Genomic DNA, 14,830 nt, shown 5'->3' with positions numbered 1-14,830 from the left:
TCAGAAAGCGCTGACGCGAGGTCAGGCGGTCTTCTCGGCATCGGAGAGCGCGGCGAGGTAGCGCTCGGCGTCCAGCGCGGCCGAACAGCCGGTGCCGGCCGCGGTGATCGCCTGACGGTAGGTGTGGTCCACCACGTCGCCCGCGGCGAAGACCCCGGGGACGTTGGTGCGGGTGGTCGGCGACTGGACGGTGAGGTACCCCTCGGCGTCCAGGTCGAGCACGCCCTTGAACAGCTCGGTCCGCGGGTCGTGGCCGATCGCGATGAACAGCCCGGTGACCGGCAGCTCGGAGGTCTCGCCGGTCTTCGTGTTCCGCAGCGTCAGGCCCGCGAGCTTGCCCTCGCCCTTGATCTCCTTCACCTCGCTGTCCCAGACGAAGGAGATCTTCGGGTCGGCGAACGCCCGCTCCTGCATCGCCTTGGACGCCCGCAGGGTGTCCCGGCGGTGCACGATCTTCACCGACGACGCGAACCGCGAGAGGAAGGTCGCTTCCTCGATCGCGGTGTCGCCACCGCCGATGACGGCGATCTCCTGGTCGCGGAAGAAGAAGCCGTCGCAGGTGGCACACCATGAGACGCCGCGGCCGGAGAGCTGGTCCTCGTTGGGCAGGTTCAGCTTGCGGTGCTGCGAACCGGTGGTCACGATGACCGCCCGTGCCCGGTGGACCGTCCCGGCCGAGTCGGTGACCGTCTTGATGTCACCGCTGAAGTCGACTGCGACGATGTCGTCCGGGATCAGCTCCGCGCCGAACCGCTCGGCCTGAGCCCGCATGTTGTCCATCAGGTCGGGTCCGAGGATGCCGTCCCGGAACCCGGGGAAGTTCTCCACCTCGGTGGTGTTCATGAGCGCTCCACCCGCGGTCACGGAGCCTTCGAAGACCAGCGGGTTGAGAGAGGCACGCGCCGTGTAGAGCGCCGCGGTGTAACCCGCGGGCCCTGAGCCGATGATGATCACATTACGGACGTCGGTCACGGATGTCTTCCTCGTCTCTGCGAACTGCTGCGGGGCCCTGGCTGGACTCTCGTCCTGCCTAACGGATACTACGGGCCGCGCATTCCCCTGTCGGTACGCCGCTCGTGCGCGCCCTCGGAGCCGGGGCGGAGGCCCCCTAGCGTCGCGGATAGGTGCTCTGGAAGAGCACGGTGCCCGGACTGCCGGCCGAACACGAGGCATCGACGACATACGCGTCCACCTGGCTGCTGTCGGCCGGGTGCGGCAGCACCACGAGATAGGACGCGGTGCCCTGGAAGCGGTCGGCGCCGACCGCCAACGGCGTCTCGCTCCGCTGTGTGGCCTTGAGCACGCAGGAGGGCGCGTCGGTCCCGTTCTGATCCTGCTTCTGCCCGTGGCTCGGTGTGCCCGCCTCCGGACCGGTGCCGTTCCCCTCGATCATCGGGGTGTTGCCGAGATCGGGTGCCACGGTCGTGCCGCCGTCACCGCCGGCGGCACGGTTCGGCGAGTAGGGCGTGGCGAGCAACTGCCGCACCTGCTCCTCGATCGACCCCGACACCTGAGCGGAGGCCACCCGCCGGGCATCGGACGTGCTGGAACCCTCGCTTGACGAGCTTCCGGCCGACACCACGCCGTAGACGACGCCGCCGAGCACCACTGCACCGGCCGCCAAGCCGGCCGCAAGCACGATGCTCCGGCGCCGTGTCCGGCCGGCCCGTCCGGGACCCGTGCCCGCGGCAGGACGACCGTCCGGGGCCGCGGGGAAGGTCGATGTTCCACGTGGAACACGACTCGCCCCACCCGCCGACGTTCCACGTGGAACATCGCGCTGGGGAACGTCGGCCGCGCTGCTTTCGGCCGCCGCCTCGACGACCAGGGCCGCGTCGATGCGGGCAGCCACGTCCGCGGGCATGGGCTCGGGCACCGGAAGCTCCCCGAGCAGCCCGCTGATCTCGGTGAGGGCGGTCAGCACGTCGGCGCAGGTCGGGCAGCCCGCCAGATGCCGACGGACCTGTGCCGCCTGCTCCGGTGGAAGCAGGTCTTCGGTCAGATCGGAGATCTCCGCGACCTCGGGATGTCCCCCGTTCTCGGGTGCCGATGTCATCGGTGTCCACCTCCGTCCTGCGTCGAGCCTGTCGGTGGGACGGCTGTCCCCTCCGCCCGGTTCCGTCCGCTCCCCGCGGCGGACCGCGGCCCGGGCGGCCGGTCGACGGGCGGCCCGTCCGCGGCGGACCGGTCACCCGCGACGGACGTGGCCGGCGACGACGGCTGTGCCGCCCCGGCCCGCAGATGGCTCAGGAGCGGCAGCAGCCTGGCCCGGCCGCGGGCACAGCGGCTCTTCACGGTGCCGACCGGTACGTCCAGGACTGCGGCGGCCTCGGCGACGGGATAACCCTGCATGTCGACGAGAACCAGGGCGGCACGCTGCTCCACCGGGAGGGTGGCGAGCGCCGCCAGCAACTCCCGGTGCAACTCACCGCGCTCCGCCGGTGCCTCCGCGGACTCGTGCGGCTCGAGGAGAGCGTCGAGGTGCTGCTCGTCCGCGACCGGCGACGTACGGCGGGAGGCGGCCCGGCGCACCCGGTCCAGGCAGGCGTTCACGGTGATGCGGTGCAGCCAGGTGGTGACGGCCGACTGGCCCCGAAAGGTGTGGGCGGAGCGGAAGGCGGACACCAGGGCGTCCTGGACCGCGTCAGCGGCTTCCTCCCGGTCCCCCAGGGTGCGCAGGGCGACCGCCCAGAGCCGGTCCCGGTGACGCCGTACCAGCTCCCCGAAGGCGTCGGGATCGCCCGCGACATGACGGGCCAGAAGCTCGGCGTCACCGAGCGCGCTTCCCTCCACCGCAGGCCCCCTCATCCGCCGACCGTCGAGTGATCAGCTGCCCGTGACGTGGACCTCGGACACCTGGCCGCGGAAGTGGCCGTCCGAGGTGGGCGGCAGCGCGGTGAGCCAGACCAGCAGGAAGCGGGCGGACACCTTGCTGCTCGGGGTGAGCGTCACCTCGGTGCCGCTCCCACTGGCGACCTTGCTGAAGGCGCTGAAGTCGGTCGGCATCGTAGAAGTCGACGCGGGCGCCGCCATCAGGTCCACCGACGTCTGCCCGAGGAAGTCCACCTTCACGTTGCTGACGTTCTTGGTGCTGCCCAGGTCCAGGATGAGCCCCACCCCGGACTTGAGGTTCCCGAAGTGCGCGTCGGTGTACCAGCTGGTCTCCCAGGAGGTCGACGCTTTGCCGTCGTAGGCGAACTTGACCGAGTCCGGGTTCTCGCTGCCGTCCGAGCCGAACGGGTCGTAGTCCTTGGCCGTGGCGATGGTGAGCGGTCCGGCGGTCGGTCCTGTCTGCGCCTGGCCGCCCTTCTGGCTGGTGGGCGTGGGAGTGGCGGAGCCGCCCTCCCGGGACTGGAGGGTGTCCGCGAGCTGCCAGCTGCCCAGGCCGATGGCGACGATCAGCAGCGCGGCCACGGCCCACTTGAGCGCCTGCCCGGTGCGGCCGGGCAGTGCGGGCGGCGGTCCGGCCGGCACCGGCGCCTGGCGGGGGGCACGGGGGCCCGGCGGTGCGGGGGGCCGCTGGAGCGCCGCCACACCGTAGGCCGGCGAGGGCTGCTCCGGCGGCCGGACACGCGGCAGGCCCGCGACGGCCTTGGCCAGCTCCTCGGGGGTCGTGCAGGGCGGCTCTTCGCGGGAGGCGGTGGCACCGTCGTTGGCGAGGGCGCGCATCGCGATCTCCGACAGGCCGCGGTGGACGCCGGCCCGGACCTGGTCCGGCGCGATCAGCCCGACGCCCTTGGGCAGGCCGGTCAGGCCGTGCTCGTCCTCCTCGTAGGGCCAGCGCTGGGTCAGCGCGGCGTACAGCAGCGCGCCGATCGCCTCGGTGTCCTGCCGGCGCGGCTGGTCCGAGGTGATGCCGCGCAGGGCGGCCGCGACGGCGAGGCCGCGGATGCGGTACTGGCCGGATACCGTGCGCAGCACCGCGCCGGGGTCGAGCCGCAGGTGCGACAGGCCCTCGCGGTGGGCGGCCGCCATGCCCTGGGAGACCTGGCTGACCATCTGGTAGGCCTCGTGGGCCTCCAGCGGGCCGGTCCTGAGCAGGTCGGCCAGCGAGGTGGCGTCGGGCAGCCACTCGTGGATCACGTAGACGAGGTCGTTGTCCTCGACGGCGTCGAGGACCTGGACGAAGCGGGGGTCGCCGAGCAGCGCGGCGGAGCGGGCCGCGGCCATCACCGGGCGGGCCTGCGGGTGGTCGGCGGGCAGCACATGCACCCCGACCGCCCGGCGCAGCTTCTCGTCGACCGCGCGCCAGCTGCTGAAGCCGTCGACCCGGGTCACGCACTCGGCGAGCTGGTAGCGGCGGGCGAGCTTGTGGCCGCTGTGCAGATCGGGGGCGGCGATCCGGGGCTTGGCAGGGGTCGGTGCGGGCGCGGACGGCGCGTCCGCGGTCTTGGTGGCAGCCTTGGTCGCACTGCCGGCGGCGAGATGCCGGGTCGGTTCGGCCGGCTCGGACGCTTCGGCGGTTTCGGCGGCTTCAGGTTCGTCGTCGGCCGCGGCGTCGAACTGCACGGTGTCCTGCGCTGTGCTCTCGCTCGGCGGCCCCGCGATCGGTTCGACGGCGGGCTTGGTGTCGGGCTGCTCCTGGGCTGTGGTGTCCTCGGCGGTGCCGCTGGTCTGCTCGTCCGTCGTGGTGCCGTCGGGAGTGCCGCCCTGCCGGGCGGAGGACGAAGCCTCGCCGCCCTCGTTGGCCACTCCGACGGCGGCCGTGCTCCGATCCGCCACCGTCGTTCCTGCCTCCCCATCCATTGCACGTTCTCACGTCACGCCGATGACAATTGTGCCCGCACTCCGGCTCTCTGCACGACACACAGTCCACCGAGAAGGTTGTGCGGGAGGGAAGAGGAACGCCCATCCGGTCCGTCAGCGGCCCAGACGGCCGCGCACCATCCCGATCATCGCGGTCATCTCCTCGATCCTCATCCGCTTCGCCGCGATCACGAACACGCCCATCATCAGCCCGCCGCCGACGACGAGGGCGGCCAGCGAGCCGGCCGCGCCCCCGCCGAGCGCCTTGAGGATGACGATCACCGCGATCCCCGCCAGCACCGCCGCAGGCAGGCAGGCGCCGGCCAGCCGGGCGTAGGTGCGCATCACCCTTCTCCCGTCCAGGTCGCCCTGCAGCCGGGCCCGCAGCCGCTTGGCGGCCACCCCGACCCCGACCGCGTACGCGAGGCCGTAGGAGAAGGCCATGCCGACCACGGCCCAGCGGGTGGGCAGCACCAGGAAGGCGACGACGGAGGCGAGCGCGTTCACCGCGGCCACCACCACCGTGTTGTAGAAGGGGGTGCGGGTGTCCTCGAAGGCGTAGAACCCGCGCAGGATCACGTACTGGGCCGAGAACGGGATCAGCCCGACGCCGAACGCCATGACGGTGAAGCCGATGTTGCGGGCGGACTCGGCACCGGTGCTGGCGTACAGCAGGCCGCACATCGGCACGCCCAGCGCCAGGAACGCGAAGCCGGCGGGCACGATCGCCACCGCCGAGGTCCGCAGGCCGTAGGAGATGTCGTCGCGGACCGACGCGATGTCGCCGTCGGCCGCCGCCCGGGAGATCCGCGGCAGCACCGCCGCCATCACCGAGACGGTGATGATGGCCTGCGGCATCTGCCAGATCAGCAGGGCGTTGTTGTAGGCGGTGATGCCGGTGCCCTGGTAGCCGCTCTTGTCGGCGTCCGCGCCCGCCCAGGTGGCGAGCTCGGTGACGACGATCAGGCCCGCCTGGTTGGCCAGCACGAAGAAGAACGTCCACTTGGCGAGCTTGGCGGTGTGTCCCAGGCCGTGGCCGCGCCAGTCGAAGCGCGGCCGGAACTTGAAGCCCGCGTCCCTCAGGTACGGCAGCATCGACACCGACTGGACCACCAGGCCCAGCAGCGTGCCCAGGCCGAGGAGCCGGACGCCCTGCGACGTGATCGTGCCGGAGTCCATCCGCGTGCTGCTGAAGGGGCCGTAGACCCAGATGAACATCACGAAGGTGAAGATCACCACGACGTTGTTGAGCACGGGGGTCCACATCATGGCCCCGAACCGGCCGCGGGCATTGAGCACCTGGCCCATCACCACGTGGACGCCCATGAAGAAGATCGTCGGCAGGCAGTAGCGGGCGAAGGCGATCGCCACGTCGTACGAGTCCGGGTTCTGCGCGATCTTCGGGGACATCAGCTTGATCAGCAGCGGCGCCCCGGCCACCGTGACGGCCACGATGCCGCCCAGCGCCACCATGACGACGGTCAGCAGCCGGTTGGCGTACGCCGAGCCGCCGTCCGCGTCGTTCTTCATCGCGCGGGCCAGCTGCGGCACGAAGACGGAGTTCAGGCCGCCGCCGATGGTGAGGATGTAGATCATCGTCGGCAGCGTGTTGGCGACCGCGTAGGAGTCGCCGAGGGTGGCCACGCCGATCGCGGCGGCGATGACCAGGGTGCGCACGAAGCCGGTCACCCGGGAGACGAGGGTGCCCGCGGCCATGAGCGCGCTGGACTTGAGGATGTTGCCGGCCTTGCCGCCGGCGGCGGCGGGCGCGACGACCGGGATCGGGCCGGTGGCGTCGCGCGGCGGCATCTGCATGGTGCCGTCCGCGGGGCCGCCGGCCGGCGCCCCCGTGGGCACGGGCTGCCCGGGCTGCGGCTGGTACGCCGGGGCGTACCGGGGATCGGCCTGCCGCGGATCGGCGTATCCGGCCCCGGTGCCCTGGCCGTACTGCGTGGGGCCCGGCTGCTGGGGGTCGGCATAGCCCTGCTGCCCGTAGGGGTGGTCGCCCTGGTAGGTCGTCGGCTGGCCGTACGGCTGCTCCTCGTACCCGGGCTGGGCGTAGCCGGCGGCCTCGCCCGGGGCCTGCGGGTAGCCGTAGGACTGGTCGTAGCCCGGCTGCTGGGGCTGCTGGTAGTAGCCCTGCGGGTCCTGCGGCTGCTGGTACGCCTGCTGGTAGCCCTGGCCCTGCTGCTGCGGGTCCTGCTGCGCGGGGTAGCCGCCCTGCTGCTGGTCGCGGAAGAGGTGCTCGTAGGAGTCGAAGACGGGGAGCGCGCCGGTCTGCCCGAGGTCGTCGACGTAGAGCGAGGCGGGGTTGTCGCCGTAGGTCATCGGCTGGTAGCCGGCCGGCTGCCACTGCTGGCCGCCGTGCTGCTGCTGCGCCTGCGGGTTGTACGGGTACTGCTGCTGGTGCTGCTGCGGGGCCGCCGGCCGGCCGTACTGGTCGTACTGGCCGTACTGGTCGTAGAACTGGTCGCCGGAGGGGCCGGGCCCCGCGGGGCCCGGCTGGGGGTACTGCTGCTGCGGGTACGGCTGCTGGTAGGCGTAACCGTCCTGCGCATAGGGATCGGGTGGCGCGGGGTGCTGGCCGGGCGTGTGAGGCATCTGGCCCGCAGCGTCGCGGTCACCGTCGTACGGCGCGTTCATCAGTGCCCCACCTTATTGTCCGCTGGCTACCCGTCCACTTTCTCACCTGCCGGGGACGGCTCGGTGCTGTCCTGGCCGGTGTCAGCTGCAGGGTCACCCGGGTGCTCGGGGCCGGTGCCGTCGGTGTCACCACCGTCGTCGCCGTCCGCTCCGCCGCCGGTGCCGCCGTTCGCGCCGCCTTCGGCGGCCGCGTGCCGCTTGCGCTGACGATAGATCCGTACCCCGGCGAGCACCAGGAGCAGCAGACCGGCCGCGATGATCAGCATCACCAGGTCGGTGACGTTGGTGAGCTGGACCTTGAAGTCCACCGTGTCGCCGTACAGCGCGCCGCTCTGGGTGTAGAGGTGTGCGGTGATCTGCGCCGGACCGTTGGCGCTCGCCGTGGTCTGGAACTTCAGGGTACGGGTATGGCCGCCGTCGATGGTGATCGGCTGCTGGGGGTCCTTGATCTTGAGCCGGATGTTGGAGTTCGAGCTGAGCCGCAGCACCAGGCCGTTGATCTGCTGCCCCAGCTCGTTCTTCACGGTCACCGGGATGGTGCCGCTGCGTCCGGAGAGCGTGAGGTCGGACTTCTGCAGGATGTGGACCGAGCCGATCAGGTCGGTGAGATAGGTGCCGACCGAGTCGCGGTACGCCTTCTCCCCGGCGGCGTCGCCGCGCCACCCGGTGGAGGTCGCCCGCAGCATCGCGTTGCGGAACGGCACGGTCACGCGGTCCTTGATGGTGAGGATCACCACGAAGTCGTTGAGGTTGACCTGGACCTGGTGCAGCTGCCGGAACGCGTCGGTGGGCAGCTCCTGCTTGCGCAGCGACTTCGGGTAGGAGCTCGACGAGGGCACCTTGTGGTTGGCCCGCGGGTCGGCGGTCGCCTTCACCGCGCTGCCGTAGTCGGACGAGTCGGCCCACTGGCTGCCGTCCGCCGCGTCGATCGCGGTCGCCATCGCCTTGGCCTGCGCGATGCTCGGCGTCCGCTGCGGCGCCACCACGATGCTGCGCTGGGTGTCCGGCGCCTCCAGGGTGATCAGCAGGCTCTGCGCGAGGTAGTCCTGCACCGCGAGGGTGGAGCTCTGCTGCGTGCCCATGTCGCCGTCGAAGGCCGTGGACAGCGCCGCGTCGGTGTTCACCGCGGTGGTGCCGCTCCCGATCGAGCGGGCCGAGGTCGGGGTGTAGTCGAGGCTCGCGTGCTCCCGCAGGGAGTCGTTGCGGGTGATGATCTGCTTCGCTCCGGAGGAGCGCGCCACGGACACCACGGACGAGTCGATCGCGCCGTCGACCGGCCAGGCCACGTTGGTGACGGACTGCACACCGAGGATGAGGTCGACCGTGGTCTTGCCGAGCGCGGTGCCGGTCTTCACCAGGTCGAGGTCGCTGGTCGTGCCCTTGGCGTGGTGGGCGAGCGAGGCGATGTCCGGGTCGCCGAACGGCAGCGCCACCACCTGGTGCCCCGCGACCGCCGACTTGAGTGAGTTCAGCCACTGCTTGGCGACCGCCGAGCCGGTGCCCTGGGTGGGGTTGGTGACGTCGCCGCCGGAACCGGCCACCCGGTAGGGCTTCGTCATCGCCTCCACGGTGGCCAGCAGGTCCGGGTCGACGACCCAGGTGACCGGCAGGGTGCTGCCGAGCTTGACCATCTGGCCGAGCCGGCCGCCGGGCTTCAGCTCCTTCACCAGGTCGTCGTCGGTGAAGATCGGGCTCTGCTGGGAGTCGCTGTCGCCGCGCGGGTCGATGTGCGGCCGGTCGGTCAGCGGCCACAGGTTGGTGAGCTTGGTCGCCTTGGCGCCGCCGCTGTTGCCGTACCAGGGCAGGAAGATCCGCTTGATGCCGACGACGTGGTCGGCGGCCACGTCGGCGTTCTGGCCGTCCAGGGCGATGCCGACGACGTACACGCCCCCGGAGTCGCCGAAGTAGAGGGCGCTCACCGGGATCTTCATGGTGAACGGCGCGCTCTGCCCGGGAGCCAGGTCCGGCATGTCGACCTGGTGGCCGTTGATGTCCTTGCCGTCCAGGGCGACGTCGAAGCCGGTCCTGGACTCCTCGCTCTCCAGCGCGCTGCGCGTGTGCACCGCGCCGCCGGGCGCCACGTGGGCGGCCATCCGCGCGTCGGTGATCTTGGACTTGCCGTTGTTCACGACGCTGCCGCTCACCGTGATCGTGCTGCCCGAGGTCGGGATGCGCGGGCTCAGGTCGTCGATGGTCACCGCGGCCGCACGTGAGCCGGTGGCGGCCGTCGCGGCGAGTTCCGGGACGGCGTGCGAGGCGGTGGCTCCCACGGCCTGCAGCAGGCCCGTGAGGAGCGCGGCTCCGGCAAGCAGTGCTGTGCCCCGCAGCCACCGCCGGCGCGGTGCCGTCGGAGCCCTACCGGCTGCCTGTGCCGCCTCGCCCACGCGCTCGCCCGTCCCTTGTTCGTCGTCTGCCGGTGAGTGCCACCGGTCGGTCGTCCGTATGTGTTGTGCGTCCTGCGGAAGTGCGTGGTGGCATGTTAACGATCGCGGGGGTGTCCAAGTGCCCGGCGTCCGCCACAGATAGGCCACAGCTCTCGGGAAACCGGCGCGCGGGCGCCCGCCCGGGCCCCGTACCCTTTGACGTTGTGCCGAACGTCAGCAATGCCGCCCAGTCCCCGCAGGCCCACCACCGCGTCGAGCCGGTGGCCGAAGAGCTCGGCGGGCTGTTCAGCGCCGCCGGCTTCCAGCTCGCCCTCGTCGGCGGCTCGGTCCGGGACACCCTGCTCGGCCGGCTCGGCAACGACCTGGACTTCACCACGGACGCCCGGCCCGAGCAGGTGCTGAAGATCCTGCGGCCGTGGGCGGACGCGGTGTGGGAGGTCGGTATCGCCTTCGGCACGGTCGGCGCCCGCAAGGACGTGCCCGCCGCCGGGGACGGCCGTCCCCGGAGCTTCCAGATCGAGGTCACCACCTACCGGTCGGAGGTGTACGACCGGACCTCGCGCAAGCCGGAGGTGTCCTACGGCGACACCATCGAGGAGGACCTGGTCCGTCGGGACTTCACGGTGAACGCGATGGCCGTGGCGCTGCCCGAGACCCGGTTCGTCGACCCCCACCACGGCCTGGACGACCTGGCCGCACGGGTGCTGCGCACACCGGGCACCCCCGAGTCGTCGTTCTCCGACGACCCGCTGCGGATGCTGCGGGCCGCCCGGTTCGCCGCGCAGCTCGACTTCGAGGTGGCCCCCGAGGTGGTCGCCGCGATGACGGCGATGGCCGACCGCATCACGATCGTCTCCGCGGAGCGGGTCCGGGACGAGCTGAACAAGCTGCTGCTGTCCGACCACCCCCGCAAGGGCCTGCGGCTGCTGGTGGAAACCGGCCTGGCCGACCAGGTGCTGCCCGAGCTGTCGGCACTGCGGCTGGAGCGTGACGAGCACTTCCGGCACAAGGACGTCTACGAGCACACCCTGACGGTGCTGGAGCAGGCGATCGACCTGGAGACCGACGGCCCCGACCTGGTGTTGCGGCTGGCCGCGCTGCTGCACGACATCGGCAAGCCCCGTACCCGGCGCTTCGAGCCGGACGGCCGGGTCTCCTTCCACCACCACGAGGTGGTGGGCGCGAAGATGACCAAGTCCCGGATGACGAAGCTCAAGTACCCCAACGAGCTGGTGAAGGATGTCTCCCGGCTGGTCGAGCTGCACCTGCGCTTCCACGGCTACGGCAGCGGTGAGTGGACCGACTCGGCCGTGCGCCGCTACGTGCGCGACGCCGGCCCGCTGCTGGAGCGGCTGCACAAGCTGACCCGTTCCGACTGCACGACCCGCAACAAGCGCAAGGCGGCGGCGCTGGCCCGCACGTATGACGGGCTGGAGGCGCGCATCGCGGAGCTGCAGGAGCAGGAGGAGCTGGACGCGATCCGGCCGGATCTGGACGGCAACCAGATCATGGCGATCCTCGGGGTGCCGCCTGGGCCGGTGGTCGGGAGGGCGTACCAGCACCTGCTGGAGCTGCGGCTGGAGAACGGCCCGCTCGGCGAGGACGCGGCCGTGGCGGCGCTCAAGGAGTGGTGGGCGGCGCAGGGCTGATCCCTTGCGCGGCCGACGGCCGTCGGCCGCGGTGGACGACAGGCCGCAAGCATCCGACGGGTCGATGTTCCACGTGGAACATCGACCCGTTTTCACGCCTCCCTGCGGTGCCGTCTGCCGCCTGCCGCCCTGCCTCGCGCCGCGCCCCCGCGCCTCAGCCGCTCTCCTCCGCTTCATGTTCCACGTGGAACATCACCGGCCGATGCTGCCGATGTTCCACGTGGAACATCGCATAGCCGACCGACGCGTAGATCAGGGCCAGGGCGACCACCAGCGCCGGTGACCGGCCGTCCGACGGCAGGATCAGCGCGGAGATCGCGGCGGCGCCGACGAAGGCGACATTGAACGCCACGTCGTACAGCGAGAAGACCCGGCCGCGGTAGGTGTCGTCGACGTGGGTCTGTACGACCGTGTCCGTGGCGATCTTCGCGCCCTGTGTGGTGATCCCGAGCGCGAAGGCGGCCACCATCATCGGGGCCCGGGTGAAGGGCAGCGCCAGCGGCGGCAGCAGGACCGCGGAGGCGGCCGAGCAGAGGGTGATCCACCGGCTGGTGCCGAACCGGACGGTCGCCCAGGGGGTGATGGCCGCGGCGACGAGGAAGCCGGCGGCGGACAGGCCGAGCGCGACACCGAGCAGTGCCAGACCGGCGTCGCTGTCGGACGGGTCGGACCAGGCGTAGCGGCAGAGCATCAGCAGTGTGACGGTCAGGGCGCCGTAGCAGAACCGCATCGCCGTCATCGCGGAGAGCGCCGAGCGGGCGGCCGGTCGCTGCCGCAGGTGCCCCAGTCCCGCGGCGAGGCCGCGCGCGGTGCCAGCGAGTTCGGCGAGCACCCGGGTCCGGCCGCTGCGGAGGTCCGGGCCGAGCAGGTCGCGGCCGAGGGTGAGCGCGGACAGGCCCGCGCACAGGTAGAGCGCGGCGGCCAGCAATACGGTGGCCGCGTCGGCGCCCGCTCCCGCGGCGTGGAAGAGGTGCACCACGAACGCGGCGCCGCCGCCCACCGCGGCGGCGAGCGTGCCCGCTGTGGGGGACAGGGAGTTCGCCGTCACCAGGCGCTCGCCGTCCACCACCCGCGGCAGCGCGGCGGACAGTCCGGCGAGTACGAACCGGTTGACGCCGGTGACCGACAGGGCGGACAGGTAGAAGAGCCAGTCCGGCACATGGAGCAGGATCAGCCCGGCGGTGCCGCAGGACAACACGGCCCGCAGCGCGTTGCAGTACAGCAGCACCTGGCGCCGCCGCCAGCGGTCGAGCAGCACACCGGTGAACGGGCCGAGCAGCGAGTACGGCAGCAGCAGTACCGCCATCGCGGAGGCGACCGCCCCGGGCGACGCCTGCTTCTCGGGCGAGAAGACCACGTAGGCGGCCAGCGCGACCTGGAAGACGCCGTCGGAGAGTTGCGACAGCAGCCGTACCGCCAGCAGCCGCCGGAAGTCCGGCAGCCGCAGCAGCACCCGAAGGTCACGCAGAACACCCATGTGCACACCTTCACACGACGGACAGAGCCCCGGGGACGTACCCCGGGGCTCTGCTCAGTCGATCGGGTCGGTCCACCGACCGTCACATCGCCGTCCCACCGGCCACCGTTTCAGCGTGCACGGCTGCCGGACGGTGGCCGGCGGTACGGACCGGACGGGGTGTCAGCGCTCGACCTCGCCGCGGATGAACTTCTCGACGTTCTCGCGGGCCTGGTCGTCGAAGTACTGCACCGGCGGGGACTTCATGAAGTACGAGGACGCCGACAGGATCGGGCCGCCGATGCCGCGGTCCTTGGCGATCTTCGCGGCGCGCAGCGCGTCGATGATGACGCCGGCGGAGTTCGGGGAGTCCCAGACCTCGAGCTTGTACTCCAGGTTCAGCGGGACGTCGCCGAACGCGCGGCCCTCGAGGCGGACGTACGCCCACTTGCGGTCGTCGAGCCACTGGACGTAGTCGGACGGGCCGATGTGCACGTTCTTGGCGCCGAGGTCGCGGTCGGGGATCTGCGAGGTGACGGCCTGCGTCTTGGAGATCTTCTTGGACTCCAGGCGCTCGCGCTCGAGCATGTTCTTGAAGTCCATGTTGCCGCCGACGTTCAGCTGCATGGTGCGCTCCAGGACCACACCGCGGTCCTCGAAGAGCTTCGCCAGCACGCGGTGCGTGATGGTGGCGCCCACCTGGGACTTGATGTCGTCGCCGACGATCGGCACACCGGCCTCGGTGAACTTGTCCGCCCACTCCTTGGTGCCCGCGATGAAGACCGGGAGGGCGTTGACGAAGGCGACCTTGGCGTCGATGGCGCACTGGGCGTAGAACTTCGCCGCGTCCTCGGAGCCGACCGGCAGGTAGCAGACCAGGACGTCGACCTTGCGGTCCTTGAGGATCTGGACGACGTCGACCGGGGTCTCGTCGGACTCCTCGATGGTCTCGCGGTAGTACTTGCCGAGACCGTCGAGGGTGTGGCCGCGCTGGACCGTCACGCCCGTCTGCGGGACGTCGGCGATCTTGATGGTGTTGTTCTCGCTGGCGCCGATGGCGTCGGCGAGGTCGAGGCCGACCTTCTTCGCGTCCACGTCGAAGGCGGCGACGAACTCGACGTCACGCACGTGGTACTCACCGAACTGCACGTGCATGAGACCAGGCACCTTGCTGTCCGGTTCGGCGTCCTTGTAGTACTCGACACCCTGCACCAGCGAGGTGGCGCAGTTGCCCACGCCGACAATGGCTACGCGGACCGAACCCATACCGGTTGCTCCTTGTGAAATAGTCACGCGGTTCCCCGATCCCGGGTCGGCCGCCGTTCTCTTGGTTGTTGTCTAGACGTCCCGCTCGGAAGCCGGGCGCTCCACGCGTCCGGCCCGCTCGGTCTCGATCAGCTCGTTGAGCCACCGGACCTCGCGCTCGACCGATTCCATGCCGTGCCGCTGGAGCTCGAGCGTGTAGTCGTCGAGCCGCTCGCGGGTGCGGGCCAATGACCCGCGCATCTTCTCTAGGCGCTCTTCCAGGCGGCTGCGCCGCCCTTCGAGCACCCGCATCCGGACGTCCTTCGACGTCTGGCCGAAGAAGGCGAACCGGGCGGCGAAGTGCTCGTCCTCCCAGGCGTCCGGGCCGGAGTTGGAGAGCAGCTCCTCGAAGTGCTCCTTGCCCGCGGCCGTCAGCCGGTAGACGATCTTCGCTCGGCGGCCGGCGAGGGGCGCGGTCAGCGGGTCGCCGTCCAGCGCGGATTCCTCGATCAGCCACCCCTGGGCGACCAGCAGCTTCAGACACGGGTACAACGTCCCGTAGCTGAAGGCGCGGAACACCCCGAGCGATGTGTTGAGCCGCTTGCGCAGCTCGTAGCCGTGCATCGGGGACTCACGCAGCAGACCGAGAACCGCGAACTCGAGGATTCCGGAGCGCTTGCTCAATCCCTCGTCCCCTCGTCTCCCGA

10 protein-coding genes are annotated in these 14,830 nt (G+C 71.2%); 1 reads left to right on the top strand and 9 read right to left on the bottom strand.

The features are described from left to right. Window positions 1–21: 21 nt before the first annotated feature. From trxB to WA788_RS04365, 6 genes are all read right to left on the bottom strand, one after another. Entirely contained in the window at window positions 22–972 is a 951-nt protein-coding gene (gene trxB / locus WA788_RS04390; protein ID WP_335971792.1) for a thioredoxin-disulfide reductase, read from the bottom strand. A gap of 136 nt (window positions 973–1,108) precedes the next feature. Further along, complete coding sequence (locus tag WA788_RS04385) at window positions 1,109–2,056, bottom strand: anti-sigma factor family protein (RefSeq protein ID WP_335971790.1); 948 nt, start codon at window positions 2,054–2,056, stop codon at window positions 1,109–1,111. Then, window positions 2,053–2,808 carry an RNA polymerase sigma factor SigM gene (gene sigM, locus WA788_RS04380; RefSeq protein ID WP_335971787.1) on the bottom strand — a complete coding sequence of 252 codons (756 nt, stop codon included), beginning with the start codon at window positions 2,806–2,808 and terminating at the stop codon, window positions 2,053–2,055. Before sigM ends, WA788_RS04385 begins: the two co-directional genes overlap by 4 nt. An 18-nt stretch (window positions 2,809–2,826) precedes the next feature. Further along, a complete protein-coding gene (locus tag WA788_RS04375; RefSeq protein WP_335971785.1) occupies window positions 2,827–4,722 on the bottom strand; it encodes a protein kinase family protein in 1,896 nt (631 codons plus the stop codon). 138 nt (window positions 4,723–4,860) lie between these two features. Next, on the bottom strand, window positions 4,861–7,389 hold the full coding sequence (gene murJ / locus WA788_RS04370) for a murein biosynthesis integral membrane protein MurJ (RefSeq protein ID WP_335971782.1): 2,529 nt from the start codon (window positions 7,387–7,389) through the stop codon (window positions 4,861–4,863). Window positions 7,390–7,415: 26 nt separating this feature from the next. Further along, on the bottom strand, window positions 7,416–9,773 hold the full coding sequence (locus WA788_RS04365) for a DUF6049 family protein (protein ID WP_335971781.1): 2,358 nt from the start codon (window positions 9,771–9,773) through the stop codon (window positions 7,416–7,418). A gap of 203 nt (window positions 9,774–9,976) precedes the next feature. Between WA788_RS04365 and WA788_RS04360 the strand changes: the two genes are divergently transcribed. Next, entirely contained in the window at window positions 9,977–11,422 is a 1,446-nt protein-coding gene (locus WA788_RS04360) for a CCA tRNA nucleotidyltransferase (RefSeq protein ID WP_335971779.1), read from the top strand. Between the two features lie 154 nt (window positions 11,423–11,576). Here the strand turns inward: WA788_RS04360 and WA788_RS04355 are convergent, their stop codons facing one another. The 3 genes from WA788_RS04355 to WA788_RS04345 form a co-directional block, all read right to left on the bottom strand. Next, the gene (locus WA788_RS04355) at window positions 11,577–12,899 is read right to left on the bottom strand and encodes an MFS transporter (protein ID WP_335971776.1); all 1,323 of its coding nucleotides are present in this window, start codon (window positions 12,897–12,899) and stop codon (window positions 11,577–11,579) included. Between the two features lie 162 nt (window positions 12,900–13,061). After that, the gene (locus tag WA788_RS04350; RefSeq protein ID WP_335971774.1) at window positions 13,062–14,144 is read right to left on the bottom strand and encodes an inositol-3-phosphate synthase; all 1,083 of its coding nucleotides are present in this window, start codon (window positions 14,142–14,144) and stop codon (window positions 13,062–13,064) included. 72 nt (window positions 14,145–14,216) lie between these two features. Next, window positions 14,217–14,807 (bottom strand): PadR family transcriptional regulator, encoded by a 591-nt coding sequence (locus tag WA788_RS04345; protein ID WP_335971772.1) that lies wholly within the window; start codon window positions 14,805–14,807, stop codon window positions 14,217–14,219. Window positions 14,808–14,830 lie beyond the last annotated feature (23 nt).

It is taken from the genome of Streptomyces sp. CA2R106 (genome assembly GCF_037034245.1).
Taxonomy (GTDB): Bacteria; Actinomycetota; Actinomycetes; order Streptomycetales; family Streptomycetaceae; genus Actinacidiphila.
Note: the sequence above shows the minus strand (reverse complement) of the source record. Positions and strands in the feature narration are given on the sequence as shown.